Here is a 25,606-nt window from a genome sequence, read left to right on the forward strand (position 1 = left end):
GCCACAACGGTTATGTGCGATAGCATGGAAGCAATGTTTACCTAGGTCGATACCTAAAATATGAATAGAAGACATATGGTTCACCTCATTCTGAGAGCCTACTCTAAGCTTAAGGGCTTGAGAGTGAGGCGGACCATATAATTAAGGCCACCTAATGGCAGCCTTTCAATGTTTATCTAGTCAGTAAGCGGATGACTAAGCTAGTTGAGCTTTAAGGTGCTCGATAACCGTGTCCATTGCGATAGCTTCTTTATCACCAGTACGACGGTTTTTGTATTCGAAGTTACCTTCGTCCATGCTGCGATCACCGATAACGATAGTGTGAGGAATACCCACAAGCTCGATATCTTTAAACATAACACCTGGACGCTCTTTACGGTCATCAAATAGTACTTCGATACCCATAGCTGTTAATTCAGCGTATAGCTTCTCAGCTGCTTCTTTAACGCGCTCAGATTTGTGCATGTTCATTGGTACGATAGCAACTTGGAACGGCGCTAGTGCGTCTGGCCAAGTGATACCGAATTTATCGTGGTTTTGCTCGATAGCAGATGCAACAACACGTGAAACACCGATACCGTAACAACCCATTTCTAGGATTACGCTCTTACCATCAGGACCAAGCACGTTACAGTTCATTGCTTTAGAGTAAGTATTACCCAGTTGGAAGATGTGACCAACTTCGATACCACGCTTAAGTTGGATAGTACCTTTACCACATGGGCTAAGGTCGCCTTCAACAACGTTACGTAAGTCTTCAACTTGAGCAAGCTCAACGTCACGACCCCAGTTAATACCGAAGTAGTGCTTACCGTCTACGTTTGCACCAGCGCCGAAGTCGCTCATTACAGCAACAGAGCGGTCAACGATGAATGGTAGCTCTAGGCCAACAGGGCCAAGTGAACCTGGGCCTGCACCAACAAGTGCACGGATTTCTTCTTCTGAAGCCATCTCTAGTGGAGAAGCAACCTGTGGAAGGTTTTCTGCTTTTACTTCGTTAAGCTCGTGGTCACCACGGATGATTAGAGCAATGATATCTGCTTCGACTTCATCAGATGCTTTAACGAATAGAGTCTTAACAGTCTTCTCGATTGCTAGACCGTGTTGTTCTACAAGCTCAGCAATTGTTTTTGCGTTAGGCGTATCAACCAGTTCCATCTCTTGAGTTGGCGCTGCAACTTCTTCAGTAGGAGCGAGTGCTTCTGCTTTTTCAATGTTCGCTGCGTAATCAGATTCAGAAGAGAATGCGATTAGGTCTTCGCCGCTTTCAGCAAGAACGTGGAACTCTTGAGAGCCGCTGCCGCCGATTGCGCCAGAGTCTGCTAATACTGGACGGTATTCAAGGCCCATGCGGTCGAATGCTTTACAGTAAGCATCGTGCATCGCTTGGTAAGACTTTTCTAAGCCTTCTTTGTCGATATCAAAGCTGTATGCATCCATCATAGAGAATTCACGTGCACGCATTACACCAAAGCGAGGGCGGCGCTCATCACGGAATTTAGTCTGGATTTGGTACAGGTTTAGAGGTAGCTGTTTGTAAGAGCTGATCTCGTTACGCACTAGGCTCGTCACAACTTCTTCAGCCGTTGGGCTAAGAACGAACGGACGAGAGTGACGGTCTGTGAAACGAAGTAGCTCAGGGCCCATCTTTTCAGAACGGCCAGTCTCTTCCCAAAGCTCAAACGGTTGAACTACGGGCATCAAGATTTCAACGGCACCTGCATTATCGATCTCTTCGCGAACGATATTTTCGACTTTACGCAGTACACGTAGACCGGTAGGTAGCCAAGTATATAAACCTGAAGCTAGCTTACGGATCATACCTGCACGTAGCATCAGCTGGTGGCTGATAACTTCTGCGTCGTTTGGAGTCTCTTTCAGAGTAGAAAGAAGGTAGTTACTGGTACGCATTCTATGGTATCCGTTTCATCATTGATAAAAGAAAATTTGCTGCAGTGAGTGACGACAGCAAATCTGATATAGCCGCATATAATATCAGCCTATTTGGGATCTCAAAAGCGTTCAATGTCAGTTACATTGATGAAAAGCGCTTCAACAACGAATTTCACGTTAAGATCGAACAAATTTACCGCATATTCTTTACTGTCTGGCTTGCCTTTTTTATAGGCAGGACGTGGATCTTGACCAAGCACTTCTTTGATCACCTGAATGATATGGCGCGCCTGCGGGTGTTGTGCCAGTTTCGCTTGGGCTTGCTGTGAAAAGTTCACGTCTAGCACTTCAGGTTCATCAGCGGCAAACCCTCCTAATGCATCAGGAATCGAATCCGAGTAGGGAATATAAGGTTTGATGTCGATGATCGGCGTGCCGTCGACGAGATCGACACTGCCCAAATCCAACCAAGTTTGCCCCTTTTCTTGAGAGACACCTTTGAGCTCAACCGCGGACATACCAATCCCATTCGGTCTGAATGTCGCACGTGATGCGAACACACCTATGCGTTCATTACCACCGAGTCGAGGTGGCCTCACTGTTGGTTTCCAGCCTGCTTCAAGGTTCTTGTCGAATAGAAATAGCAGCCACACATGGCTGAATTGTTCGATGTTACGAACAGATTCAAGGCAGTTTGCCGTATCAACCAGCCTGACTCTTGAGGTGGATGTTGGCACCAATCTAGGTTGCCTTGGTACTGCGAACTTCTCTTTATAAGGAGACTCTATAAAGCCAATAGGTTCAATGGAGTACATGAGTAGACGCTCTCTAATTACGATCTATGGCGGAAAAATATCATAAATTCGCTTGTTTTTCTTTTGATAATGATTATCATTTGCAATGTTATAGCATAACAAGTTAATTATTTAGGGAAAGACAATGAAACCGAATATCCACCCGGACTACCGCACAGTGGTGTTCCATGACACTAGCGTTGATGAGTACTTTTTAATCGGCTCTACGCTGAAAACAGACCGCACTATCGAATGGGAAGATGGCAATACTTATCCTTACTTCACCATTGAAGTGTCGTCAAAGTCGCACCCTTTCTATACCGGTAAACAGAGAGTGCTACATAAAGAGGGACGTGTTGCAAACTTCACTCGTCGTTTTGGTCAATTAGGTAAGGGAGCGAAATAAATGAAAGTCGTGAAATCACTGAAAAGTGCAAAGAACCGTCACCCGGATTGCCAGATAGTAAAACGCCGAGGCCGCCACTATGTTATCTGTAAAACCAATCCGAGATTCAAAGCGGTTCAGAAATAAGCCGTCAATTTGATGTGACACGTGTGTAAAAAACGAGGGGAAAGTCAAACTTCATTCATTTGCCTGCTTTTCTTTTCCCTCAAGAGGAACCTGATTAAAGATAGACTGTTTATTTAGCGTACGATGTGTTTTATTTTCAAGTGAATCAATAGGTTATATCGTTAGTTATATTTGTAGTGAATGCGAAGTTGTGAATTATAAATCTAGATTTTGTATTTAATGTAGATTTATTTGCTAATTAATTGTTCAAATAGAGTTAAAAATCGTCGTTTGTTACACATTTTGTAACATTTTGAATTTCTAATTGATAATTTTGTCGCGTACCCTTCGCTGGCAATTTGAACATTTTTGTCACAATTGCATAGGAATCACTACAAGGAGGGAACTGATGAGTTCATCAGCTTCAATAAAAAACAACTCGCCAAAGAAACCTATTTTTACCCGTTTTCTCGATGGTGTTGAGTATTTGGGGAATCTATTACCCCACCCGATCACTCTTTTCGCAATCTTCTGTGTCGCTATTCTAGTTACTTCAGGTATCGCTGGATATTTTGAAGTATCTGTTATGGACCCGCGTCCAGAAGGTGCTCCAGGTCGTGCTGCTGACGGCATGATCTACGTTGTAAGCTTACTTAATGCTGAAGGCTTACAGCTCATTGTTACTAATCTAGTGACAAACTTTGTTGGCTTTGCGCCATTAGGTACCGTGCTTGTTGCAATGCTAGGTGTAGCGATTGCTGAGCACTCAGGTCTATTATCTGCGGCGATGCGTGGCATGGTAATGGGCGCATCTAAGCGCATGGTTACGGTAACCGTAGTTTTTGCCGGTATTATCTCTAACACGGCTTCAGAGCTTGGTTATGTAGTACTTATCCCGCTTGCAGCAATGCTTTTCCACTCTTTGGGTCGTCACCCATTAGCAGGTCTAGCGGCAGCATTTGCTGGTGTATCTGGTGGCTACTCTGCAAACCTTCTAATCGGTACGGTTGATCCACTGCTTTCTGGTATTACCACAACAGCAGCACAAATGATCGACCCGACTTACAACGTTGGTCCTGAATCAAACTGGTACTTCATGTTTGTTTCTACTTTCTTCATCGCGATTACCGGTGCATTTGTAACTGAGAAGATTGTTGAACCAAAACTGGGTAAATACAACGACGAAGAAGCGTCTGAAGATTTATCAAATGATTCAATGGGTAAGCTAACAGACGTTGAGAAGAAAGGTCTTAAGCTAGCGGGTATCGCAGTATTAGCGGTTTCTGCACTTCTTGCATGGACGATTGTTCCAGCTGACGGTGTTCTGCGTTCAGCAGCAGGTACGGTTTCGGGCTCTCCATTCCTGAAAAGTATCGTAGCGTTCATCTTCGTATTCTTCGCAGTTCCTGGTTTTGTTTACGGTAAAGTTACCGGCACAATGAAAACAGACCGTGATGTAATCAATGCAATGTCTAAGTCTATGTCTTCAATGGGCATGTACATCGTACTTGTGTTCTTCGCTGCTCAGTTTGTTGCTTTCTTCAAGTGGACTAACTTCGGTCAAGTATTCGCAGTTGCAGGTGCTACGTTCCTACAGGATATCGGCCTAACGGGTCCAATGTTGTTCTTCGCATTCATTCTAATGTGTGGCTTCATTAACCTAATGATCGGTTCGGCTTCTGCTCAGTGGGCAGTAACAGCACCTATCTTCGTTCCAATGCTAATGCTAGTAGGCTACGCACCAGAAACGATTCAAGCTGCTTACCGTATCGGTGACTCAACAACGAACATCATTACTCCAATGATGAGCTACTTCGGTCTAATCCTTGCTGTAGCGACGCGTTACATGAAGAACCTAGGTATCGGTACTCTGATTGCAACTATGCTTCCATACTCAATCGTATTCTTGGTTGGTTGGAGCTTAATGTTCTACGTTTGGGTATTCGTATTTGGCCTACCAGTAGGTCCGGGTGCTGCAACGTACTACACGCCTTAGTAAGCAGTGATAGGCGAACATTTTGATTTGCTATCAACTGGATACACGATGAGATAACAAAGAGCCTGCATTGATGCAGGCTCTTTTTATTGGAGTCTGCAAATTCTTGAAGTCTATAAATTATTGCAGCCAACAAGCTTACAACCCCGCAAAACGATAGGTTACCCCTAATTCAAGTGACCAACCTAAATCTCGCTGGATCAAGTCACTGTTGCTGTCGTGATGTATTAAGTCAGCTCGTGCGATACCAATCCAAGTGGGTGTGAACTCATAGAGTCCGATTAACCCGGCTTGATAGACAAAGGTTGACCCAGAATCAAACTGACTCAAACCTGAGGAAGAAGCTTCAGCGTTCGAAATGCCGTAAAGATGATTTGAGAGCTTTTTGTCTCGATAGTCGACTTCTAGGTAAGGCGTAATAGTGAATGGCTGGGTCCACGTCTCTAAGGTTCTGCCTAAGTGAAGTTGAACTTCGTAGCCGTTATGTTCAGAAGTCACGTCGTGTAAATAGGTGAGGCGTGCGCCTACCGTGCCTAAGGTTATCCCTAACTCTCCATTGCCATCTCTGTCTTGAATACCATTAGGCAGGTCAACGAAGGTATCTGACACCTCAGCAAAGCGCCAGTTTCCGGATAACCCGACATAAGGTAGCAGTTGCCAATTGGCGAGGCTGCCATCAATAAAGCCTTTCTGGCCAGAATAGAAGAGGTTGGGTGTTGCACCGAGTTGAGGATAACTTTTAGTGGAGAAAACACTTTCACCATAGGTGATGCTGCCTCCTATGATTCCGTATTCTTCATCAGCAAAACTTCCATCGGCAAAGGAAAGCTGAGTGCTGCAAAAAAGAATGGATAGAGAGAGGGCGATTCGACGAACCATAATCAATACTCCGTTATTGTAATAAATATCAAGAACGGAGTATGTCGATTAAAATTTCATCATGGCTACTGCGACTAAGAGATGGCTTTGAGCTCTCTCTTAATAAGAAAAGTCGAGGTTAGCGTTTTGCTAGCAGGCGATCGAGATGGTTGGCGAACTCACGACGGTCGGTTTGAGAAAGGGTGCTTGGTCCGCCAGTTTGGATACCACTTGAACGCATGGTTTCCATAAAATCACGAATGTTGAGACGCGCTTTAATGGTCTCTTTGGTGTAAAGCTCACCGCGCGAGCTTAGCGCCAGAGCGCCTTTGGTGATCACTTCGTCAGCCAGGGGGATGTCTGAAGTAATGACAAGGTCGCCTTTCTCTGTTCGTTTTACTATTTCGTTGTCGGCGATATCGAAGCCGCTTGGTACTTGAATCGAGTGGATGTTCACTCGTTTTGGTACAGGAACAACGTGGTTTGCGATGAAGGTGCATTCAACACCAGTTCGCTCAGCTGCGCGTACGATGGTTTCTCGGATAACCTTGGGACAAGCGTCCGCATCAACCCATATCTTCATAGTGTTCTATTTCTCAGTTAGCTTATTGTTCAGTTAACTTAGCTTCAAGCGTGGCAACACGAGCGGTAAGTTCTAGGATTTGCTTTTCCAGTTGGCTAACACGATCTAGTGCTGGCTCTTCTTGTGTTGCGACTTCAACTTTAGGTACGCGATTCGCACTTTTCCAGCTCTTGATGGTTGTGATTAAAGCAGGCATTGGAACCGATGTACTCATGCGAGCTTTAACTAATGCAACAGTCGGCTCTTTGCCTTGTGCTTGCAGTCCTTCAAGCACCGATTTCAACTCTTCAGAAACATCTTTTGTCAGCATGTTGACCTCCATTTTTAGTCTTTGGTCATTTTACTCGCTCCGGTGGATGATAGCGAATCATAAAACATCCCATGGCGTGTGAGAGATCTCTTACAAAGGCTGTGAGATAACACGAATACTTGTCTAGAGAGATTGATATGCATATGGTTAAGGTGTTGAATTTTAATTGTTTTATATAATTAACAACTCGATTGAGTTCAAAGTGTGATGCAAATCTATTGTCCGAAATCCTAAATCGCGTAGATTAAACCTTGTCGGAAGGATTCTGACACGGAACAGGAAAGCACCAAGGATTTGGTTATCTTCAGGATGAAGATTTGGTTACTTAGGATTGAGTGATCAAGCATGGAGCGTAAGGACATTGTAGGGATACAGTCAGTTAACAGGAAGTTAGCTGCAACGGAATGACAATGGACACCTTTAGGATTAAAGGGTTGGATTAGCATCAGGACGATGTAAAGGACACCGCTCACGGAACAAGTGATGTGCGCTAACTAGGATTGTTAGCTTTCAGGATGATTGGACACCGCTAGGACGGCGAAGTAAAGGAAAGAGCTGAAGGATTACAGCCACTATTATGGATGATGCATGGAGCATTAATTAGTAGCCGGACTGCTGCGAGTAAGACCCTAGCCCTGACACTTCGGTGTCGGGGCTTTTCTTTTTCTGAAGCTTTCTCTGTCTAGGAGGCTTTTTAATCGAGAGCTTTTCATCTAAGAGCGCGACATCTGCTTTTCTGCTAATGGTCAACACAAGGAGTGTTTTATGACGATAGCAACCTCAAGAACGCTGTTGGTACCTTATACTGAACAGCTAGAACTCGACTTTATCAAGTTAAACTGCTGCCCCATTAATCGTGCTGAAATGAACGGGCCGCACTCTGTTGCCTCTGCGAAGCACCTTTTTCAAGAAATACTGCAAGACAACGTCGGCTTTTGCCGTGCGATCATCCATAACCAAACTCGCGAATATCTAGGACATGTCTTTATTTCATCGGAAAAAGGCAGGCATGAACTTGGCTTTATTTTGGATAAAGAACACTGGAATAAAGGTCTTGCGAGTGAAGTGCTAAAACCTTTCTTTAGCTTGGTGTGTTTTGAAGAGCACCTAACGAATGTCGTCGCAACCGTCAATGTCGGTCATAATCCATCCATTAAGTTATTAGAAAAGCTCGGGTTTGCATTTAAAGAGACCAAACAAGATCAGTTTGGCCCTTATCATGAATATCGCTACACCGCGTATTGTGACGTTACATTCTATGAGGCTGTAGCTCAAACCGCATAGAGCGGAAGCCTACCATAGTCAGTTTGCCTTGGTACAGGTCATCACCTAACGCTGAAAATTCAAATTGATACACAGTATGCCAGCGCCAAATCGTAGTTAACTCATGGCGCATCTTAAGCTTATGACCACTAAAAGCGACACTCAACAACTGTAAGTCCAGTTCTTTACACTTTCTCGCAATGGCGGCCTTCGCAAGCTCTGATTGCCTGCGTTGCTGCCAAAATAAAAAGCAAAAGAAGCACAGAAACAAAATAGCCAATAAGTTATCTATCATTTAATCTATACTTCCTTTTTTATCTCTTCATTCCAATTGTGATAGCTGCGCGTTTTGATGAGCTACAGAGTGACTCTCTTTGTGAGCTTATTTAGCCTATTTTGCTTATTTAGCTTTGGCCGCTTGCTGCAGTTCGACCAGTGCGTTTGCAAGTTCTGGTGATGGGTTTGAGTTCAGTAGCGGTAAAAATACCATTCTCAGAGTTGGAATCATCACTAAATCGGCAAATAACTGATTGAACAAGTTTTGGTTACCCGTTTGTGCGAGACGCAGCAAGAATTGCTCAGCAATCGCTGGATCTTGCAGTGCGTGCCAGCTTCGACCAGCCAAACCAATTAATACCTCTTGGTGACTTAAGCGTGGGCTAGCCAGAACTTGGTTAATTACGGCATTCGTTGTGCTTTGCTCAGCACCAGAAAGGGCACGAACCAACGCAGACAGCAAGAACAGATCCGGTTCTTGGCTGTTAATCTCATTTTCAGCCATCTCTTGTAAGCGTTGAGCCAGTTTGTCATTGATTTGCGTGTGCTCAAGCGCCCCTAGCGTTGCGTATAGAGGTTCTGATGGCAGTTTATTCAATGCTTTGCGAATCGCGACACCGTTTTGTTGGCTGCCTAGACGAGCACACATATCGGTGATGCCTTGAAGACCAACCGTTTTCCAGTTGTCCCAGCCTAGATCACCAGTGAAGTAGTGTTGAGCATGTTCGTAGTATTGGCTCGTCGCCAGGTCTAAACCTGCTCTGACTTGGCTATGGAATACGGCCATCTTGTCTTCTGAAGGCTTAAACGTGTATGGGTTGTTAGACAGCTTTTGTTGTTGCTCTTCGCTGATCTCGCCGTTTAAACGTGTGCCCATTGCTTCTATAACAAACTTAAGGAAGTTGCCGACATCGCCTTGATGCAATAGGCCTCTTTCGTCCAGCTTGAACTTTAGGAACCAAATCCAAGGCTGCTTGTGTTCGTTCCAGTAACTAATGGCTAAGTGAGCTTGTTTCTGAAGTGGAAATGGGTACGGCTGTTTCCCTTGCTCAACATCAGAGAATAAGGTGTTGTCGATCTTCTGAATACGACGACCTAGGTCGTAGATATCGTATTGGCAACCGCTATTCTTGAGTAACTGAGTGAGCGTGTGAATCGTTTCCATAGTAATAAAGCTCCTAACTTTCTTTCCTAAATAGATGGTACTCTATGCCCCAATTTCAAGGTCACTAGATAAATAACTTGGTGAAAAATGACAGCTGCCACAAAGTTACCTCTTTTACTTCAACAATTAGAACAACAAATGCGCCAATGTTCGCTGTGGAGTGATGTTCCACCTTCGGACCAAGCTCTGGCCAGTGTAGAACCTTTCGCGATTGATTCGTTACAACCTGAAGAGTGGTTGCAGTGGATCTTCATCGTTAAGATCAACGCAATGATGGATGCACGAATGAGCTTACCAAAGGGCTTTGCTATTCACCCTTACTTTGGTGAAGTATGGAAAAATGAGGCAGACAAGGCCGAACTGCTAGTGACGATTCAGAGCATTGATGAGGTATGCGCGTAATGTTAGAGATCATTTATCAAGATGAGTATTTTGTCGCGGTGAATAAGCCTGCGGGTATGCTAGTGCATCGCTCATGGTTGGATAAACACGAGACTCAATTTGTGATGCAAACTCTGCGTGATCAAATTGGTCAGCACGTCTTTCCTCTGCACCGTTTAGACCGCCCAACGTCTGGCGTATTGGTGTTTGCTCTATCGAGTGAGGTTGCGTCTGAGGTGATGCCAATGTTCGCTAACCATGAGATGCAAAAGACTTACCATGCAATTGTTCGTGGTTGGATAGAAGAGGGCGATACGCTTGATTACGCGCTGAAGGTTGAGTTGGATAAGATCGCTGATAAGTTCGCGAAAGAAGACAAAGAAGCGCAAGAGGCGGTGACAATCTATGAACCGCTAGCAAAAGTCGAAGTGCCATACTCGACAGGACGTTTTCCGACTAGCCGCTACTGTTTGGTTGAGATGATGCCAAAGACAGGTCGCAAACATCAGCTGCGTCGTCATATGGCTCACCTAAGGCATCCAATCGTGGGTGATACCTCACATGGTGACGGTAAGCACAACCGACTGTTTCGTGATGATCTAGATTCGCACCGTTTGTTGCTGCATGCGTCTGAATTACGCTTCATTCATCCTTTTACTAAAGAAGAGTTGGTAATGAAGGCGAACCTAGATGAAACGTGGTTAAGGTTGTTTGAAACCTTTGAGTGGGACACCAACTTAATCGATGCTAAAGCGTGTTCGTCTAAGTAAAAGCACACGCATCTAAGTAGGTATAGAAAGTAGAGTAAAACAAAGGGCTGATAATGATATCAGCCCTTTTTAATGTCTGTACTCGGGATCATTTTAGCTTTTCTAGATCAGCTTCGATCTCAGAGATCTTGCTTGATACCACTTTCTCTAGGTGGCGCAAGTCAGTAAGGATCTTCTGCTTCACATCCATCTCAGTGGTTGGTGTCGGTTTGGTGATCTTGTTCAGTTCATCAATCACAAGAGTGAGGTTGCGGTTTATCTCAGTCACTTCTTTGTATTGATTGTTGCCACCGCTAACAAGCACACTTTTTACTTGTCGTGGGTACTTAAACTTAACGCTTTTCGCGAATAGTTCACCTTTCTGCTTACGAAAGTAAATCTTCAGGATATCTTTGTGCGCTTCTTGGCGAAGGGAGTAACGTTCAATCTGTTTAGGTTCGTGGATACCTAAGCCAGTGAGGTTTGGATACATAAGCGACCTCTAGTTTATGAATGTAATACTTTTATGTAATTGACTTAATCAATGTAGCAGCCTAATGACGAGCTAGATAGTTGATATCTGGGAATTGATTGTAAGTTGTGGGCAAGATCGCTCTCTATCTTTACCCACATTTATTCGATGGTTAGATTCTCTTTTTAGGGCGCAAGTTCAGAAACATGTTCCGTTAATCTTTCTCTCAACGCTTGCTCTTGTTCTTCAGAAAGTCTTCCTCCCGCTTCACTGGTCAGAATGAACAAATCTTCTGCTCGTTCACCAATAGTAGTGATCTTCGCGCCGTGCAAATTGATGTCTAACTCAGCAAAGGTAGCACCGACCTGAGCTAATAGACCTGGCGTGTCGAGAGCCCTTAACTCCATTAAGGTGCGCTTTTTGCTCTTGGTTGGTAGGAACTCAACCAGAGTTTTCACCTTGAAGTGTTGTAAGTTACGAGGCGTGCGGCGTGTCTTGATCTTAGTCGGGCGACCATCAGCCAGAACATGAGTCAGGTGCTTAGCCACGGCTTTGTGCCTTGCTTCATCAATCGCTTCACCATGTTGGTCAAGTACGATAAAGGTATCCAAAACATGACCATCTTTGCTGACCATGACCTGCGCGTCGTGAACGTTAAAGTTACGTCTATCAAGCTCGGCAACCACAGTTGCGAAAAGTGCTGCTTGGTCTTTGCAGTAAACGAATACCTCTGTTCCACCACGTGTCGCTTTCTTGCTGATCAGCACGAGCGGTTGGCTTGGGTCTTCTAGACGAAGTAAGTGCTCACAGTGCCAAGCGATTTGTTTATGTGTGTGACGCAAGAAGTAATCGGCTTTAAAGCGTTGCCACAACACTTCAATTTCACGAGCGGTGAATCCTTCTTTACGCAGCAGTGCTGATGCCATTTGTTGGTTATGACGAATACGATCTCGTACATCTACAGGGTTTTCTAAGCCGCGACGCAATGCACGCTGTGTTGAGTGGAATAGCTCTGCTAACAGGGTGCGTTTCCAGCTGTTCCATAGTTCTGGGTTGGTTGCACAGATATCTGCGACGGTTAAGCACACTAATAGCTCTAATGATTCTTCATCACGCACTTTCTTGGCGAACTCGGTGATCACATCCGGGTCGTAGATATCACGACGCTGCGCAGTAACAGACATCAGCAGGTGGTTTTGTACCAACCATGCTACTTGCTTCGCTTCTGGTTTCGATAGACCGTGTTCAATACAGAAAGAGTAAGCTTCGACCGCACCGATTTCGGAGTGGTCACCGCCGCGCCCTTTACCGATGTCATGGAAGATAGCCGCAAGAATCAGCAACTCTTTTTTCTGTACGCGAGGATACACTTCACAGCAAATAGGGTGCTTGTCGTGGTTTTCTACTTGGCTAAAACGATTGATGTGTTTGAGCAGGCGAATACTGTGTTCATCCACGGTGTAAACATGGAACAGGTCGAACTGCATTTGACCGACAATCTGGCTCCACTGGGGTAAGTATGCCGAGAGTACGCCCAGTTTGTGCATCAAGCTAAAGGCTTTGTGCAGAGCATTGGGATGACGAACCAAGGCCATGAACTTCTCGCGAGCTTCAGGAATCGTATGCAGGAATCGGTTCAATCGACGACGTGCCGTTCGTAGCTGTCGCAATGTAGGTGGGCTAACGCCTTCGATGGACGAGTCGTTTGCGATATGAATAAACATATCGAGAATGGTTTCTGGTCTCGCTTGAAATAGAGCAGGCTTACGCGCTTCAATCAGTGAGCCACGGCGCTGGAAGTCATTGTCAAGAATCTCAGCGTCTTGAGTCTGACCACCGTTAATGATCGCTTGATCGAACAACTTAAGCAGCATCTTATTGAGTTCTGCGACACGACGAAGCGTGCGGTAGAACTCTTTCATCATCATCTCAACGCCACGGTTGCCTTCGCCCGTATAACCCAAATGTTCAGCGACTTGAGCTTGATGAGCAAACGTCAGGCGGTTGTCGTAGCGGCGTAATTCAATATGCAGCGCAAAACGAACGCGCCATAGGAAATCTTGGCACTCCACCAACTCACGATATTCCGCATCAGTCAGAAAGCCGTACTTACTCATCTCAAGTAAAGATGTGGCACCGAAGTGTCGACGCGCAACCCAGCTCAAGGTATGGATATCTCTGAGTCCGCCCGGAGTCGACTTGATATCGGGTTCTAGATTGTAAGTGGTGTCGTGATAGCGAGCATGACGCTCTCTTTGTTCTTGAATCTTAGCCTTATAGAAAGTCTCACTTGGCCAAAATGAATCAGAATGAATCTTCAGCTTCAGTTCTTGGAAGGTGTCTTCACTGCCGCACAATAAACGCGACTCTTGCAGGTTGGTTGCAACGGTTAAATCATCAATGCCGATATCAAGACACTCTGCAATGGTACGTACTGCGTGGCCGACTTCGAGTCTTAAATCCCAGAGTAGGGTGATGAACTGGCTGACTTTTTCACCGAGTGCTGGTGGCAATGTTTTCTGCGAGACGATAAGGATATCAATGTCAGATAAGGGATGAAGTTCACCACGACCATATCCGCCTACAGCGACGAGAGAAATATGAGGCAGTTTGTTGAATCCAAAATGCTCCCATAGCCGATTAAGAAGCAAGTCCATGTATTCGGATCGCAGCAACACTAAGTCGGTCACTGGGTGATGATTCAGGAATTCATTTTTTTGATACTGCGTGAAGATCTCGAGCTGATTTTTTAATTCGCAGATTTCAATTTGTTCGTCATTGAACGTAAGAGGGCATTGATAAGGCATAGGGTCTGCTATCCGTGCAAGCAAATGAGAATAGTAAACAATTTAACAGAAGCTGATGGAAAATCGAAATTGAGTGGGTAAAAAAATATCCTCGACAAGGCGAGGATATTTTTAAAAGGCTGATGCGTTCAGTTCGGTGAACTAAGCGTTTTTCATGATACGTGGAATCGTATCGTCGCTGCGTAGTGTCAATACTTCACAACCTGTATCTGTCACAACCAATGTGTGTTCCCACTGCGCCGAGTTCTTGCTGTCTGCTGTGTATACTGTCCAGCTATCTTGGTCATCAAGACGGCAGCCAAACTTACCAGCATTGATCATTGGCTCGATAGTGAAACACATGCCCGGTTTCAGCACTGTGCGGTCGTTGTTTTTGTAGTGAACCACTTGTGGATCTTCGTGGAACTCAGAACCGATACCGTGACCACAGTAATCTTTAACAATAGAGAACTTCGCACGTGGGTTGTTCTTGTTGTTTGTTTTGATGTACTTCTCGATAGCAGTACCGATTTGGCCAAGTTGAACACCTGGCTTAACTTGGCGCATGCCTTCGTAAAGTGCTTCTTGAGCAACCATGCACAGACGTTTGTTAGCCGGTGATACTTCACCCACTAGGAACATCTTAGATGTGTCACCGTGGTAGCCTTGTGGACGAGTGCTTAGATCTGCGTTTTCGTCATCAGGGATGATTACTGTGATGTCAACGTTCAGGATGTCGCCATCTTTCAGTACAGCAGGTTTGAATTGACCAGTGCTGCCAGTCTCATCTTGTGATGCTGGAATACCGTGGCACACAATGTGGTTGATAGACGTACAGATTGACTTAGGGAAACCGTGGTAATCAAGTGGTGCTGAGTATGCGCCTCTTTCTAGAGCGTACTCGTGACAGATTTGGTTTAGCTCTTCTGTCGTTGTACCCACTTGAATGTGAGGTTCGATCATCTCTAGAATTTCAGAAGCCAGCTTGCCGGCGACGCGCATTTTTTCAATTTCTTCAGCAGTTTTAATTTTTACAGCCATTGCATATCTCTTAATTTGGTAGCACCTAAGTGTGCATATTGGGGCTATTCTATCAGTGCAGCAATTTAGCGCAACATTCCCATATCCGTACAATGCTGGTGGATACTGCTCAACCTGAATGAATAATGTTCGGTTTGTTGATACCGAAGCGATTGGAAAGGGACACTATTTATAGAGGAAATTCGCCTTTAGGGATCAGTATAGCAGTCGCCATTTTTAGATTTTTTTCTAGCCATAGATAGACAAAATATGGTATAAAGCGCGCCGGACATCAGGACTGTTTTCTCCAATTGGCGAAACTGACTTTGTGTCTACTAACTTATATCTTTAAATCACACACATTCCGACACATGTTCCGGGGTGCCTCAACAACACGAATAACGGCTGAAAAGTGGTTAGTTGTTAGGGGTCGGATTCATGGGGGATGTGGAGGCCTAACCCCATAGAGGATTTTAAAATGGCAACTGTATCAATGCGCGATATGCTTAAAGCTGGTGTTCACTTCGGTCACCAAACTCGTTACTGGAACCCAAAAATGAAGCCATTCATCTTTGGTGCTCGTAACAAAGTACATATCATCAACCTAGAAAAAACTGTACCAATGTTCAACGACGCTCTAGCTGAAATCGCTAAAGTTGGCGAGAAGAAAGGTAAAGTTCTTTTTGTTGGTACTAAGCGCGCTGCATCTGAAGCTGTTAAAGAAGCTGCTATCAACAGCAACCAGTTCTACGTTAACAACCGCTGGTTAGGCGGTATGCTAACGAACTACAAAACTGTTCGTCAGTCTATCAAGCGTCTGAAAGAACTTGAAGCGCAAGCTCAAGACGGTACTTTCGACAAGCTTACTAAGAAAGAAGCTCTAATGCGTACTCGCGAAATGGAGAAGCTAGAGAAATCTCTTGGTGGTATCAAGAACATGGGCGGCCTACCAGACGCTCTATTCGTAATCGATGCTGATCACGAACACATCGCAGTTAAAGAAGCAAACAACCTAGGTATCCCAGTTTACGCTGTAGTTGATACTAACTCTAACCCAGACGGCGTTGACTTCGTTATCCCAGGTAACGACGATGCAATCCGTGCAGTACAGCTTTACCTAAACGCTGCTGCAGACGCGGTTAAAGAAGGTCGTAACAAAGATGTTGCTGCTGTAGCTGCTGAAAAAGATGGTTTTGTAGAAGCTGAATAATAGCGGCTCTGAATCACGCTTGGCTTAGCTAATTTAGATTTTGAAATCTTTATTAAATGTAAGCTAAGTTATAGTTAGATCGGGGGCCTCATTTTGGCCCCTGATTTTTACCTTATTTTCGAATCAACCGAGGAATAGAGAATGGCAACTGTAACTGCTGCTCTAGTTAAAGAACTTCGCGAGCGCACTGGCGCTGGCATGATGGAATGTAAGAAAGCGCTTGTAGAAGCAAACGCTGACATCGAACTAGCAATTGAAAATATGCGTAAATCTGGCGCAGCGAAAGCAGCTAAGAAAGCTGGTAACGTTGCTGCTGAAGGCGCAATCATCATCAAAGAAGAGAACGGCGTAGCTGCTCTTCTTGAAGTTAACTGTCAAACTGACTTCGTAGCAAAAGATGCTAACTTCACTGCATTCGCAGAAGAAGTTGCAGCTGCAGCAGTAGCTTCTCAAGCAACTGTTGAAGAGCTACAAGCACAGTTCGAAGAAACTCGCGTTGCTCTAGTTGCAAAAATCGGCGAAAACATCAACATCCGTCGCGTACAATACGTTTCAGGTGTTGCACTAGCTTCTTACCGTCACGGCGAGAAAATCGGTGTTGTTGTTGCTGGTGAAGGCGAAGCTGAAACTCTTAAGCACGTTGCAATGCACGTTGCTGCATCACGTCCTGAGTTCCTAAACCCAGAAGACGTACCTGCAGACGTAGTTGCTAAAGAGAAAGCAGTTCAAGTTGAAATCGCTATGAACGAAGGCAAACCAGCTGAAATCGCAGAGAAAATGGTTGTTGGCCGTATGAAGAAATTCACGGGCGAAATCTCTCTAACTGGTCAAGCTTTCATCATGGAGCCTAAGCAAACTGTTGGCGCTATCCTTAAAGAGAAAGGCGCTTCAGTATCTAACTTCGTACGTCTAGAAGTTGGTGAAGGCATCGAGAAAGCTGCTGAAATGAGCTTCGCTGACGAAGTTGCAGCGGTACAAAAAGGTTAATCCTTAGCGTATTGTTTGAAAAAAGACCGTGGCCATTGCTGCGGTCTTTTTATGAATAGTGAATTATTTTTTGCTCGCAACGTTAGCTGTTATGAATGCAAACTGACATGTTCAGTTTTTATCCATGACTGTTAATCATCAACTCTTTGGAAGGTAAACTCCATGACTACGAACCCTAAACCAGCGTATCAACGTATTCTGTTAAAACTTAGCGGTGAAGCACTACAAGGCGAAGAAGGTTTTGGTATTGACCCGACGATCCTTGATCGTATGGCTCAAGAAGTAAAAGAATTGGTTGAACTAGGTGTTCAAGTAGGTGTTGTTATCGGTGGCGGTAACCTTTTCCGTGGTGCAGGTCTTGCAGAAGCTGGCATGAACCGCGTTGTTGGTGACCACATGGGTATGCTTGCAACGGTAATGAACGGCCTTGCAATGCGTGACGCTCTACACCGTGCTTACGTGAACGCACGTGTAATGTCAGCAATCCCTCTTAAAGGTGTGTGTGACGACTACAACTGGGCAGATGCAATCAGCCAACTACGTCAAGGTCGCGTTGTGATCTTCTCTGCTGGTACTGGTAACCCATTCTTCACTACGGATTCTGCTGCATGTCTACGTGGTATCGAAATCGAAGCTGACGTAGTTCTAAAAGCGACAAAGGTAGATGGTGTATTTACTTCTGACCCTGTAGCAAACCCAGACGCAGAGCTGTATGATACGTTGTCTTACAACACGGTTCTTGATAAAGAACTTAAAGTAATGGACTTGGCTGCATTTACGCTAGCACGTGATCACAAAATGCCAATCCGCGTATTTAACATGAATAAGCCAGGCGCACTACGTCGCGTGGTTATGGGTGAAACTGAAGGTACATTAATCAGCGACGCTGACTAATTTTTCGGGCTTACTGAAGGTTATACTTCGGTAAGCTTATCCTTATCACTCCAAATAAAAAGCTTTCTTGAAGAAAGAACATAATCAAGGTGAAATTGTGATTAACGAAATCAAAAAAGACGCTCAAGAGCGCATGGTAAAAAGTGTTGATGCACTAAAAAACAGCCTGCAAAAGATTCGTACAGGTCGTGCACACCCAAGCCTACTTTCTGGTCTGACTGTTGAGTACTACGGTGCTCCAACTCCTTTGACTCAAGTAGCTAACGTTATCGCTGAAGATGCACGTACACTAGCTATCACAGTGTTTGATAAAACACTGACTCCTCTAGTAGAAAAAGCAATCCTAACATCTGACCTAGGCCTAAACCCTATGTCTGCTGGTACGGTTATCCGTGTTCCACTTCCACCGCTAACGGAAGAGCGTCGTAAAGACCTAGTTAAAATCGTTCGTGGCGAAGCTGAAGGTGGCCGTGTTGCTATCCGTAACATCCGTCGTGACGCGAATGGCGATCTAAAAGCGCTTCTTAAAGATAAAGAAATCTCTGAAGACGAAGATCGTAAAGCACAAGACGAAATTCAAAAGCTAACTGACGCTGCGGTTAAGAACGTAGACGAAGTTCTAGCAACTAAAGAAAAAGAGTTGATGGAAGTTTAATTATCCCTATTCTTTTCTTTCCGGAAAAACGCTGTACTCACGGTGCAGCGTTTTTTTATGCTACTCTGTTCGACTATTAGAATTTGATTCACTCTTTTATGCATAATTCTCAAGCGTTCACAGACTCTCTTCCTAAACACATTGCTATCATTATGGATGGTAATGGTCGCTGGGCAAAAGCTCAGGGCAAGCCTCGCGTCTTTGGTCATAAAAACGGTGTTCAAGCCGTTCGTAAAACCATCTCTTCTGCAGCCAGACTTGGCATCAAAGCAGTCACTCTTTTTGCATTTAGCAGCGAAAACTGGCGTCGTCCTGAAGAAGAAGTCGGTATCTTGATGGAACTGTTTATTTCAGTGCTATCGAGTGAAGTAAAAAAGCTTCATAAAAATAATCTACAACTTCGTGTTATTGGTGATAAAAGTCGTTTCAATGATCGACTACAAAAGAAGATAGAAGAAGCGGAAGCTTTGACTAGCACCAATACAGGTATGGTTATTAATATTGCAGCTAACTACGGCGGTAAGTGGGATATCCAGCAAGCAATGGCCTCTATTGCTCAACAGGTAAAGTCTGGCGATATTAATGTAGATGACATTGATGAAGCTATGATTACACAGCACCTGACGATGGCAGATATTCCTGAGGTTGATCTACTTATCCGTACCAGTGGCGAATGCCGCATTAGTAATTTTATGCTTTGGCAGTTGGCTTACGCCGAAATGTATTTCACTGAACAATTCTGGCCAGACTTTAATGAAGACAGCTTAGTAGAAGCTGTGACTTGGTTTGTTAACCGTGAGCGTCGTTTTGGATGCACCGGTGAGCAAATTAAAGCTCTGATGGACAGTTAATAAGGATTTTTTGGTTTGAAACAACGAATTATTACGGCGTTGATTTTGGCTCCCCTAGTTATTCTAGGAATTTTCGAGTTATCACTTCCCACGTTTATTCTTTCATTAGCGGTTATTTCGCTATTGGGATACTGGGAGTGGACTCAATTTGTTGAAAGCAAATCGCGTTATCTAGCGTTGATTCCTACGGTTGTGGTAAGTGCTGCAAGTTTTGCTTTTATCCCTTTTGATGCATTTAGTCTCAATAATTTATCGAGTGCTCACTACGCCATTCTAACGATTGGTTCGATTTGGTGGGTAATCGCAAGTGGCATGGCTGTGACTTATCCTAAGTCTATGCCGGCATGGAAAGATTCCTCTCTTCTTCGTCACGCCTTTGGTGTGCTGACTCTGCTACCATTCTTCTGGAGTGTGGTTATCCTGCGTGCTAATGGTATTGATGTAGACCCTTACCACGGTGCGAAATTGGTGATGTTTGTTTGCTTGCTCGTGTGGGCTGCAGACAGCGGTGCTTATTTTGCAGGAAAGAGCTTTGGTAAGCGTAAGATGGCGCCAGCGGTAAGCCCTAACAAGACCATTGAAGGTCTGATTGGCGGCATTATTACTGCAGTGATCGTGGCTTGGATCTTTGCTGATTTGTTTGATATCCAATTCACCAGCCCGCTTCACATGATTGTTATTACCCTTGTGACCGTCGTTATCTCTGTTCTTGGCGACCTTGTTGAAAGCATGTTTAAGCGTGTTTCTGGGGTGAAAGACAGTAGTAATCTGATTCCTGGTCATGGTGGTATACTTGATAGAATAGATAGCTTAACGGCTGCATTCCCTGTCTTTGCTCTGCTTTATTTAGCATTCTAATTAAAAGGGCAGTGATTCTGCCCTTTATTACATTTCTACGGTCATATGTGATGCGAAATCTAACTATCCTTGGCGCTACTGGCTCAATTGGTGCAAGTACCCTAAAAGTCGTTGAGCAAAACCCAGATCTCTATTCGGTTGTAGCACTGGCTGCCGGCTCGAATGTTGAAAAGATGCTGGCGCTCGTTGAAAAGTGGCAACCAAGCTATGTTGCTATGGCTTGTCCTGATGCTGCATCTAAGTTGACTGACATGTTGTCTGCGGATTACCCAAGCATTCAAGTCCTTTCAGGCACTGAAGGCATGTGTCAGGTTGCTTCTTTAGAAGACGTGGATACAGTAATGGCTGCGATTGTCGGTGCGGCAGGTCTACTTCCTACGATGTCTGCGGTTAAAGCGGGCAAGCGTATCTTGCTTGCAAACAAAGAAGCTTTGGTGATGTCTGGGCAGTTGTTTATCGACGCCGTGGAAGAATACGGTGCAGAACTACTTCCTGTCGATAGCGAGCATAATGCTATCTTCCAATGCCTTCCGCAGAACGTACAAACTAACCTAGGCCGCTGTGACCTTGAAGAAAACGGCATTAACCATATTCTTCTGACGGGTTCTGGTGGTCCTTTCCGTTATACCGATGTGGCTGAGCTCGAATCAGTGACACCTGAACGTGCAATTGCACACCCTAACTGGTCTATGGGTCCTAAGATCTCTGTCGATTCTGCGACTATGATGAATAAAGGGCTAGAGTACATTGAAGCGAAATGGCTATTTAATGCTTCTCAGGAACAGCTAAAGGTCATCATCCACCCTCAATCTGTGATTCATTCTATGGTCCAGTACAAGGATGGCTCTGTGCTTGCTCAAATGGGCGAACCAGATATGGCAACGCCAATTGCTTTGACAATGTCTTACCCTAATCGTACTGAGGCGGGTGTTAAGCCTTTAGACTTTACTAAAGTGGGCGAGCTTACCTTCTTAGAACCAGATTTCAGTCGTTACCCGTGTTTGAGGTTAGCGATTGAGGCGTGCTACTTAGGTCAGCATGCGACAACAGCCATTAATGCAGCAAATGAGATCGCGGTCGATGCTTTCTTGAACAATCAAGTGAAGTTTACCGATATTGCTGTCATTAACGAACACGTTATGAGCAAAGTATGTGAACAACATAACTCTGAGGGCTTAGATAGCTTGGAAAGCCTTCTCGAGCTCGATAATATGTCTCGTCAAATAGCCATTCAATTTATTAAAGAGCAGCTAGCATGAGTGGAATTCTGTGGAACTTCGCATCTTTTATCGTAGCGCTTGGCATTCTGGTCGCTGTTCATGAGTTTGGACACTTCTGGGTCGCTCGTCGTTGTGGTGTGAAAGTTGAAAAATTCTCGATTGGTTTTGGTAAATCAATCTGGAGTAAAGTGGGCCGTGATGGCACTGAATACAGCTTGTCAGTGATTCCTCTGGGCGGCTACGTTAAGATGTTCGATGGTCGTGTTGACGATCTTTCTGAAGATGAACAGCAATACGCTTTCGACAAGAAGCCTCTTTGGAAACGAACGGCGATAGTGGGTGCAGGTCCTGCATTCAACTTTATCTTTGCGGTGTTCGCGTATTGGTTAGTATTTTTGATTGGCGTACCCGCGGTTAAGCCCGTGATTGGTGAAGTCACTCCGCAATCTATTGCTGCACAAGCCGGAATTAAAACTGGAATGGAACTTAAATCTATTTCAGGAATCAAAACCGCAGATTGGGAATCAGTCAATATGGGTTTGATATCACACATTGGTGATCAATCCATGACAGTGACGGTTGCTTCTCAAGACGACATCGGTTTTGAGCAACAAATGACATTGGATATTTCAGACTGGTCGTTCAACCCAGAAACTGAGTCTGCAATGACAACGTTGGGCTTTAGACCGTATTCTCCAGAGATATCGACTGTACTGGCTCAAATCATTGATGATGGCGCTGCATACGATGCAGGTCTTGAAGCTGGTGATAAAATTGTCGAGATTAACGGGCAACCTATTGAACAGTGGCAGTCGGTTGTTGAGTTAATTCGTGCAAACCCAATGACATCTTTGGACTTGGTCGTATTGCGAAATGGTGCTGAGCAGTCATTGGTTATGACACCAAAAAGTCGAGAGCTTTCTGATGGTTCGACAATCGGCTATGCAGGTATTGCTCCGGAAGTCGCAGAATGGCCAGAAGATTATCGCTTTGAGTTACAATTTGGTGTAATTGAGTCTGTAGGAAAAGCATTTGATAAAACAGGTCAAATCATTGGTTTGACACTGACAATGCTTAAGAAGCTCATCGTTGGTGATGTTGGCTTAAACAACTTGAGTGGCCCTATTTCAATCGCTAAAGGTGCAGGTACAACCGCCGATTATGGTCTGGTTTACTTCTTGGGCTTTTTGGCTCTGATTAGTGTTAACTTAGGGATTATTAATTTGGTTCCGCTGCCTATGCTTGATGGCGGACATTTGCTGTTTTTCGCTATTGAGGCCGTTACTCGTAAACCGGTACCTGAGAAAGTTCAGGAAATGGGATACAGAGTAGGAGGGGCAATCCTCTTCTCATTAATGGCTCTGGCAATATTTAACGATTTTACTCGTCTGTGAATGGTTTCTCACAGGCATTGGTAGTAGCAAGGAATAATTAGAATAAGTATGGCGATTAAGCAAATTCTGTTCGCAAGTCTATTGGCCACTAGTGTGGCTGCGAACGGAGCACAAAACTTTGTAGTTCAAGATATCAAGATCGAAGGTTTACAGCGTGTTGCACTTGGTGCAGCTCTACTGAAAATGCCAGTACGTATTGGCGATGAAGTGGATGAAAGCGATGTGTCTGAGATCATTCGTGCATTGTATGCTTCGGGCAACTTTGAGGACGTTAAAGTACTTCGTGATGAAGGTGTATTGATTGTTCAAGTTCAAGAACGACCGACCATCGCAAGCATCTCATTCTCTGGTAACAAAGCGATTAAAGAAGAACAGCTTCAGCAAAACCTAGATGCGTCTGGTGTTCGTGAAGGTGAAGCTCTTGACCGTACAACGCTGAGTAATATTGAGAAAGGCCTTGAAGACTTTTACTACAGTGTTGGTAAATACAACGCGACAGTAAAAGCGGTTGTGACGCCTTTGCCGCGTAATCGTTCTGACCTTAAGTTTGTGTTTACTGAAGGCGTATCCGCTAAGATTCAGCAAATCAACTTTATCGGTAACGAAGTCTTCTCTGATGCTGACCTGCTTAGCCGTTTTAACCTCAACGTAGACGTTGCGTGGTGGAACTTCCTTGCTGACGAAAAATACCAGAAGCAAGTTTTAGCGGGTGATATTGAAGCACTGAAATCGTACTACCTTGACCGTGGTTACCTTAAGTTTAAGGTGGACTCAACTCAGGTTGCGATCTCTCCAGACAAGAAAGGTGTTTATATCACGCTTGGCCTAGATGAAGGCGAAGCTTATACCGTTAAAGATGTGTCGTTCCGTGGTGAGCTGATTGGTCGTGAGGCTGATTTTGATGCTCTAGTGCCATTTGAAGATGGTGATACGTACAACGGCTCCTCTGTTACTTCACTTGAAGAAGGCGTAAAACGTATTCTTGGTGAGTCTGGCTATGCTTACCCACAAGTTCGTACTATTCCAGAATTCAATGACGAGACTAAAGAAGTTTCGCTCGTTATCAATGTAGAAGCGGGAAGCCGTATCTACGTTCGTGATATTCGTTTTACGGGTAACAACTCAACAAAAGATGAAGTGTTACGTCGTGAAATGCGTCAAATGGAAGGCAGTTGGCTGAACTCTAAATCGATTGATACGGGTAAGAGCCGTCTTAACCGTTTAGGTTTCTTCGAGACTGTGGACGTACAAACGGTACGTGTTCCTGGCAGTGAAGACCAAGTGGATCTGGTTTACAACGTTAAAGAAGCGAACTCGGGCAGCATTAACTTTGGTGTCGGCTACGGTACTGAATCGGGTGTGAGCTTCCAAGTTGGTCTACAACAAGACAACTTTGCAGGTTCTGGTAACCGTGTTGGTGTAAGTGCCATGATGAATGATTACCAAAAGAACGTGAGCTTAGACTACCGCGACCCATACTGGAACCTTGATGGTGTGAGTTTAGGCGGTAAGATCTTCTACAACGAATTTGAAGCATCTGAAGCGGGTATCGTCGACTATACCAACCAAAGTTATGGTACGAGCTTAACATGGGGTTTCCCTATGGATGAGCTGAACCGTATCGAGTTTGGTGTGGGTTACACGCACAACAAGATCGGTAACGTACCGACTTATATCCAAGTTGAACAGTTCGCGAGAAGTATCGACCAATACGGTGACGAGCACATCTTAACCGATGACTTCGATATCAATATTTCATGGACGCGTAACAATTTGAACCGTGGTTTCTTCCCAACTGAGGGTAACCACCAACGTGCTTTCGCTAAAATGACGGTACCAGGCTCTGATGCTCAGTACTTCAAAATGCAGTACGATGTAAAACATTACATCCCGCTGACCAAAAAGCATGAGTTCACACTATTGATGCGTGGCCGATTAGGCTATGGTAATGGTTATGGTCAAACGGATGGTAACGATAACTTGTTCCCATTCTACGAGAACTACTATGCGGGTGGCTTTACAACCCTACGTGGTTTTGGCTCTAACTCGGCAGGTCCGAAAGCCGTTTACGGAAGCAGCACGGGTAACAACCCAACCTACGATACCGCTACGGATGATTCAGTAGGTGGTAACGCGGTTGCCTTGGCAAGTTTAGAGTTAATCGTACCTACGCCGTTTGCTTCTGATGAAGCACGTAGCCAGATTCGTACTAGTGTCTTCTTCGATATGGCAAGTGTATGGGATACCGAGTTCGTAGATCGTGGCGCACCTAATAGTGGCGGTCAGTACTACTACGATTACTCTGATCCAACGAACTACCGTTCATCTTATGGTGCAGCCCTTCAATGGATGTCACCGATGGGCCCACTGGTTTTCTCTCTAGCGAAACCAATTAAAATTTACGAAGGTGATGATGAGGAATTCTTCACATTCACCATTGGTAGAACTTTCTAATATTTAAAGGACAATATTTTGAAAAA

General features: G+C 44.6%; 25 protein-coding genes. 15 read left to right on the top strand and 10 right to left on the bottom strand.

The genetic code is table 11. The features are described from left to right. Positions 1 to 195: 195 nt before the first annotated feature. A complete protein-coding gene (locus L1D37_RS18155; protein WP_239848705.1) occupies positions 196 to 1,911 on the bottom strand; it encodes a proline--tRNA ligase in 1,716 nt (571 codons plus the stop codon). 101 nt (positions 1,912 to 2,012) lie between these two features. Further along, entirely contained in the window at positions 2,013 to 2,708 is a 696-nt protein-coding gene (gene tsaA, locus L1D37_RS18160; protein ID WP_239848706.1) for a tRNA (N6-threonylcarbamoyladenosine(37)-N6)-methyltransferase TrmO, read from the bottom strand. Positions 2,709 to 2,832: 124 nt separating this feature from the next. Between tsaA and L1D37_RS18165 the strand changes: the two genes are divergently transcribed. The 3 genes from L1D37_RS18165 (at position 2,833) to L1D37_RS18175 (ending at position 5,194) form a co-directional block, all read left to right on the top strand. Then, on the top strand, positions 2,833 to 3,093 hold the full coding sequence (locus tag L1D37_RS18165) for a type B 50S ribosomal protein L31 (protein ID WP_008222928.1): 261 nt from the start codon (positions 2,833 to 2,835) through the stop codon (positions 3,091 to 3,093). Beyond that, entirely contained in the window at positions 3,094 to 3,219 is a 126-nt protein-coding gene (ykgO, locus tag L1D37_RS18170) for a type B 50S ribosomal protein L36 (RefSeq protein ID WP_123301017.1), read from the top strand. A 388-nt stretch (positions 3,220 to 3,607) separates the two neighbouring features. Further along, on the top strand, positions 3,608 to 5,194 hold the full coding sequence (locus tag L1D37_RS18175) for an AbgT family transporter (protein ID WP_017630782.1): 1,587 nt from the start codon (positions 3,608 to 3,610) through the stop codon (positions 5,192 to 5,194). A gap of 138 nt (positions 5,195 to 5,332) precedes the next feature. Here L1D37_RS18175 and L1D37_RS18180 read toward each other — a convergent pair whose 3' ends face one another. The 3 genes from L1D37_RS18180 to L1D37_RS18190 all read right to left on the bottom strand — a co-directional run bounded on the left by L1D37_RS18180 (position 5,333) and on the right by L1D37_RS18190 (position 6,945). Beyond that, positions 5,333 to 6,073, bottom strand: a complete 741-nt coding sequence (locus L1D37_RS18180; protein ID WP_239848707.1) for a MipA/OmpV family protein — start codon at positions 6,071 to 6,073, stop codon at positions 5,333 to 5,335. Positions 6,074 to 6,191: 118 nt separating this feature from the next. Continuing rightward, positions 6,192 to 6,635 carry a YaiI/YqxD family protein gene (locus L1D37_RS18185; protein WP_017630780.1) on the bottom strand — a complete coding sequence of 148 codons (444 nt, stop codon included), beginning with the start codon at positions 6,633 to 6,635 and terminating at the stop codon, positions 6,192 to 6,194. A gap of 22 nt (positions 6,636 to 6,657) precedes the next feature. Continuing rightward, positions 6,658 to 6,945: a hypothetical protein gene (locus L1D37_RS18190; protein ID WP_017110392.1), complete on the bottom strand. Its 288-nt coding sequence runs from the start codon at positions 6,943 to 6,945 to the stop codon at positions 6,658 to 6,660. A gap of 765 nt (positions 6,946 to 7,710) precedes the next feature. Here L1D37_RS18190 and L1D37_RS18195 point away from each other — a divergent pair. Then, entirely contained in the window at positions 7,711 to 8,229 is a 519-nt protein-coding gene (locus L1D37_RS18195; protein ID WP_017630779.1) for a GNAT family N-acetyltransferase, read from the top strand. On the opposite strand, the gene L1D37_RS18200 is transcribed toward L1D37_RS18195, so the two are convergent. Together L1D37_RS18200 and L1D37_RS18205 are read right to left on the bottom strand one after the other, a co-directional pair. Continuing rightward, the gene (locus tag L1D37_RS18200) at positions 8,195 to 8,503 is read right to left on the bottom strand and encodes a DUF3301 domain-containing protein (RefSeq protein ID WP_019821602.1); all 309 of its coding nucleotides are present in this window, start codon (positions 8,501 to 8,503) and stop codon (positions 8,195 to 8,197) included. The two genes, L1D37_RS18195 and L1D37_RS18200, sit on opposite strands and share 35 nt — an antisense overlap. Positions 8,504 to 8,608: 105 nt before the next feature. Further along, a complete protein-coding gene (locus L1D37_RS18205; RefSeq protein WP_239828720.1) occupies positions 8,609 to 9,649 on the bottom strand; it encodes a DUF3549 family protein in 1,041 nt (346 codons plus the stop codon). A gap of 87 nt (positions 9,650 to 9,736) precedes the next feature. Here L1D37_RS18205 and L1D37_RS18210 point away from each other — a divergent pair, with 87 nt between their 5' ends. Together L1D37_RS18210 and truC are read left to right on the top strand one after the other, a co-directional pair. After that, entirely contained in the window at positions 9,737 to 10,051 is a 315-nt protein-coding gene (locus tag L1D37_RS18210) for a YqcC family protein (RefSeq protein ID WP_239848708.1), read from the top strand. Next, the gene (gene truC / locus L1D37_RS18215; protein ID WP_239848709.1) at positions 10,051 to 10,800 is read left to right on the top strand and encodes a tRNA pseudouridine(65) synthase TruC; all 750 of its coding nucleotides are present in this window, start codon (positions 10,051 to 10,053) and stop codon (positions 10,798 to 10,800) included. Before L1D37_RS18210 ends, truC begins: the two co-directional genes overlap by 1 nt. Positions 10,801 to 10,888: 88 nt before the next feature. On the opposite strand, the gene L1D37_RS18220 is transcribed toward truC, so the two are convergent. From L1D37_RS18220 to map, 3 genes are all read right to left on the bottom strand, one after another. Then, positions 10,889 to 11,272: a DUF3461 family protein gene (locus L1D37_RS18220; RefSeq protein ID WP_017056299.1), complete on the bottom strand. Its 384-nt coding sequence runs from the start codon at positions 11,270 to 11,272 to the stop codon at positions 10,889 to 10,891. A gap of 164 nt (positions 11,273 to 11,436) precedes the next feature. After that, a complete protein-coding gene (glnD, locus tag L1D37_RS18225) occupies positions 11,437 to 14,058 on the bottom strand; it encodes a bifunctional uridylyltransferase/uridylyl-removing protein GlnD (protein ID WP_176680302.1) in 2,622 nt (873 codons plus the stop codon). 141 nt (positions 14,059 to 14,199) lie between these two features. Beyond that, positions 14,200 to 15,078 (bottom strand): type I methionyl aminopeptidase, encoded by an 879-nt coding sequence (map, locus tag L1D37_RS18230; RefSeq protein WP_239848710.1) that lies wholly within the window; start codon positions 15,076 to 15,078, stop codon positions 14,200 to 14,202. Positions 15,079 to 15,535: 457 nt separating this feature from the next. Here map and rpsB point away from each other — a divergent pair, with 457 nt between their 5' ends. The 9 genes from rpsB (at position 15,536) to bamA (ending at position 25,580) form a co-directional block, all read left to right on the top strand. Beyond that, the gene (gene rpsB / locus L1D37_RS18235; protein WP_009847420.1) at positions 15,536 to 16,267 is read left to right on the top strand and encodes a 30S ribosomal protein S2; all 732 of its coding nucleotides are present in this window, start codon (positions 15,536 to 15,538) and stop codon (positions 16,265 to 16,267) included. 141 nt (positions 16,268 to 16,408) lie between these two features. Next, a complete protein-coding gene (gene tsf / locus L1D37_RS18240; protein WP_017630772.1) occupies positions 16,409 to 17,254 on the top strand; it encodes a translation elongation factor Ts in 846 nt (281 codons plus the stop codon). Positions 17,255 to 17,416: 162 nt separating this feature from the next. Continuing rightward, positions 17,417 to 18,148 carry a UMP kinase gene (gene pyrH / locus L1D37_RS18245; protein ID WP_017630771.1) on the top strand — a complete coding sequence of 244 codons (732 nt, stop codon included), beginning with the start codon at positions 17,417 to 17,419 and terminating at the stop codon, positions 18,146 to 18,148. Positions 18,149 to 18,245: 97 nt separating this feature from the next. Next, the gene (gene frr / locus L1D37_RS18250) at positions 18,246 to 18,803 is read left to right on the top strand and encodes a ribosome recycling factor (RefSeq protein WP_026084234.1); all 558 of its coding nucleotides are present in this window, start codon (positions 18,246 to 18,248) and stop codon (positions 18,801 to 18,803) included. Between the two features lie 98 nt (positions 18,804 to 18,901). After that, positions 18,902 to 19,654 (top strand): isoprenyl transferase, encoded by a 753-nt coding sequence (locus L1D37_RS18255; protein WP_239848712.1) that lies wholly within the window; start codon positions 18,902 to 18,904, stop codon positions 19,652 to 19,654. A 15-nt stretch (positions 19,655 to 19,669) separates the two neighbouring features. Further along, entirely contained in the window at positions 19,670 to 20,512 is an 843-nt protein-coding gene (locus L1D37_RS18260; RefSeq protein ID WP_239848713.1) for a phosphatidate cytidylyltransferase, read from the top strand. 50 nt (positions 20,513 to 20,562) lie between these two features. Beyond that, the gene (gene ispC / locus L1D37_RS18265; protein ID WP_239848714.1) at positions 20,563 to 21,771 is read left to right on the top strand and encodes a 1-deoxy-D-xylulose-5-phosphate reductoisomerase; all 1,209 of its coding nucleotides are present in this window, start codon (positions 20,563 to 20,565) and stop codon (positions 21,769 to 21,771) included. Then, positions 21,768 to 23,126, top strand: coding sequence for a sigma E protease regulator RseP (rseP, locus tag L1D37_RS18270; protein WP_239848716.1), 1,359 nt, complete (start codon positions 21,768 to 21,770; stop codon positions 23,124 to 23,126). The genes ispC and rseP overlap by 4 nt, the downstream gene beginning before the upstream one ends. Positions 23,127 to 23,174: 48 nt before the next feature. After that, the gene (gene bamA / locus L1D37_RS18275) at positions 23,175 to 25,580 is read left to right on the top strand and encodes an outer membrane protein assembly factor BamA (protein WP_176680297.1); all 2,406 of its coding nucleotides are present in this window, start codon (positions 23,175 to 23,177) and stop codon (positions 25,578 to 25,580) included. Positions 25,581 to 25,606: the final 26 nt, after the last annotated feature.

It is taken from the genome of Vibrio sp. Isolate33 (genome assembly GCF_022397895.1).
Classification (GTDB): domain Bacteria; phylum Pseudomonadota; class Gammaproteobacteria; order Enterobacterales; family Vibrionaceae; genus Vibrio; species Vibrio pomeroyi.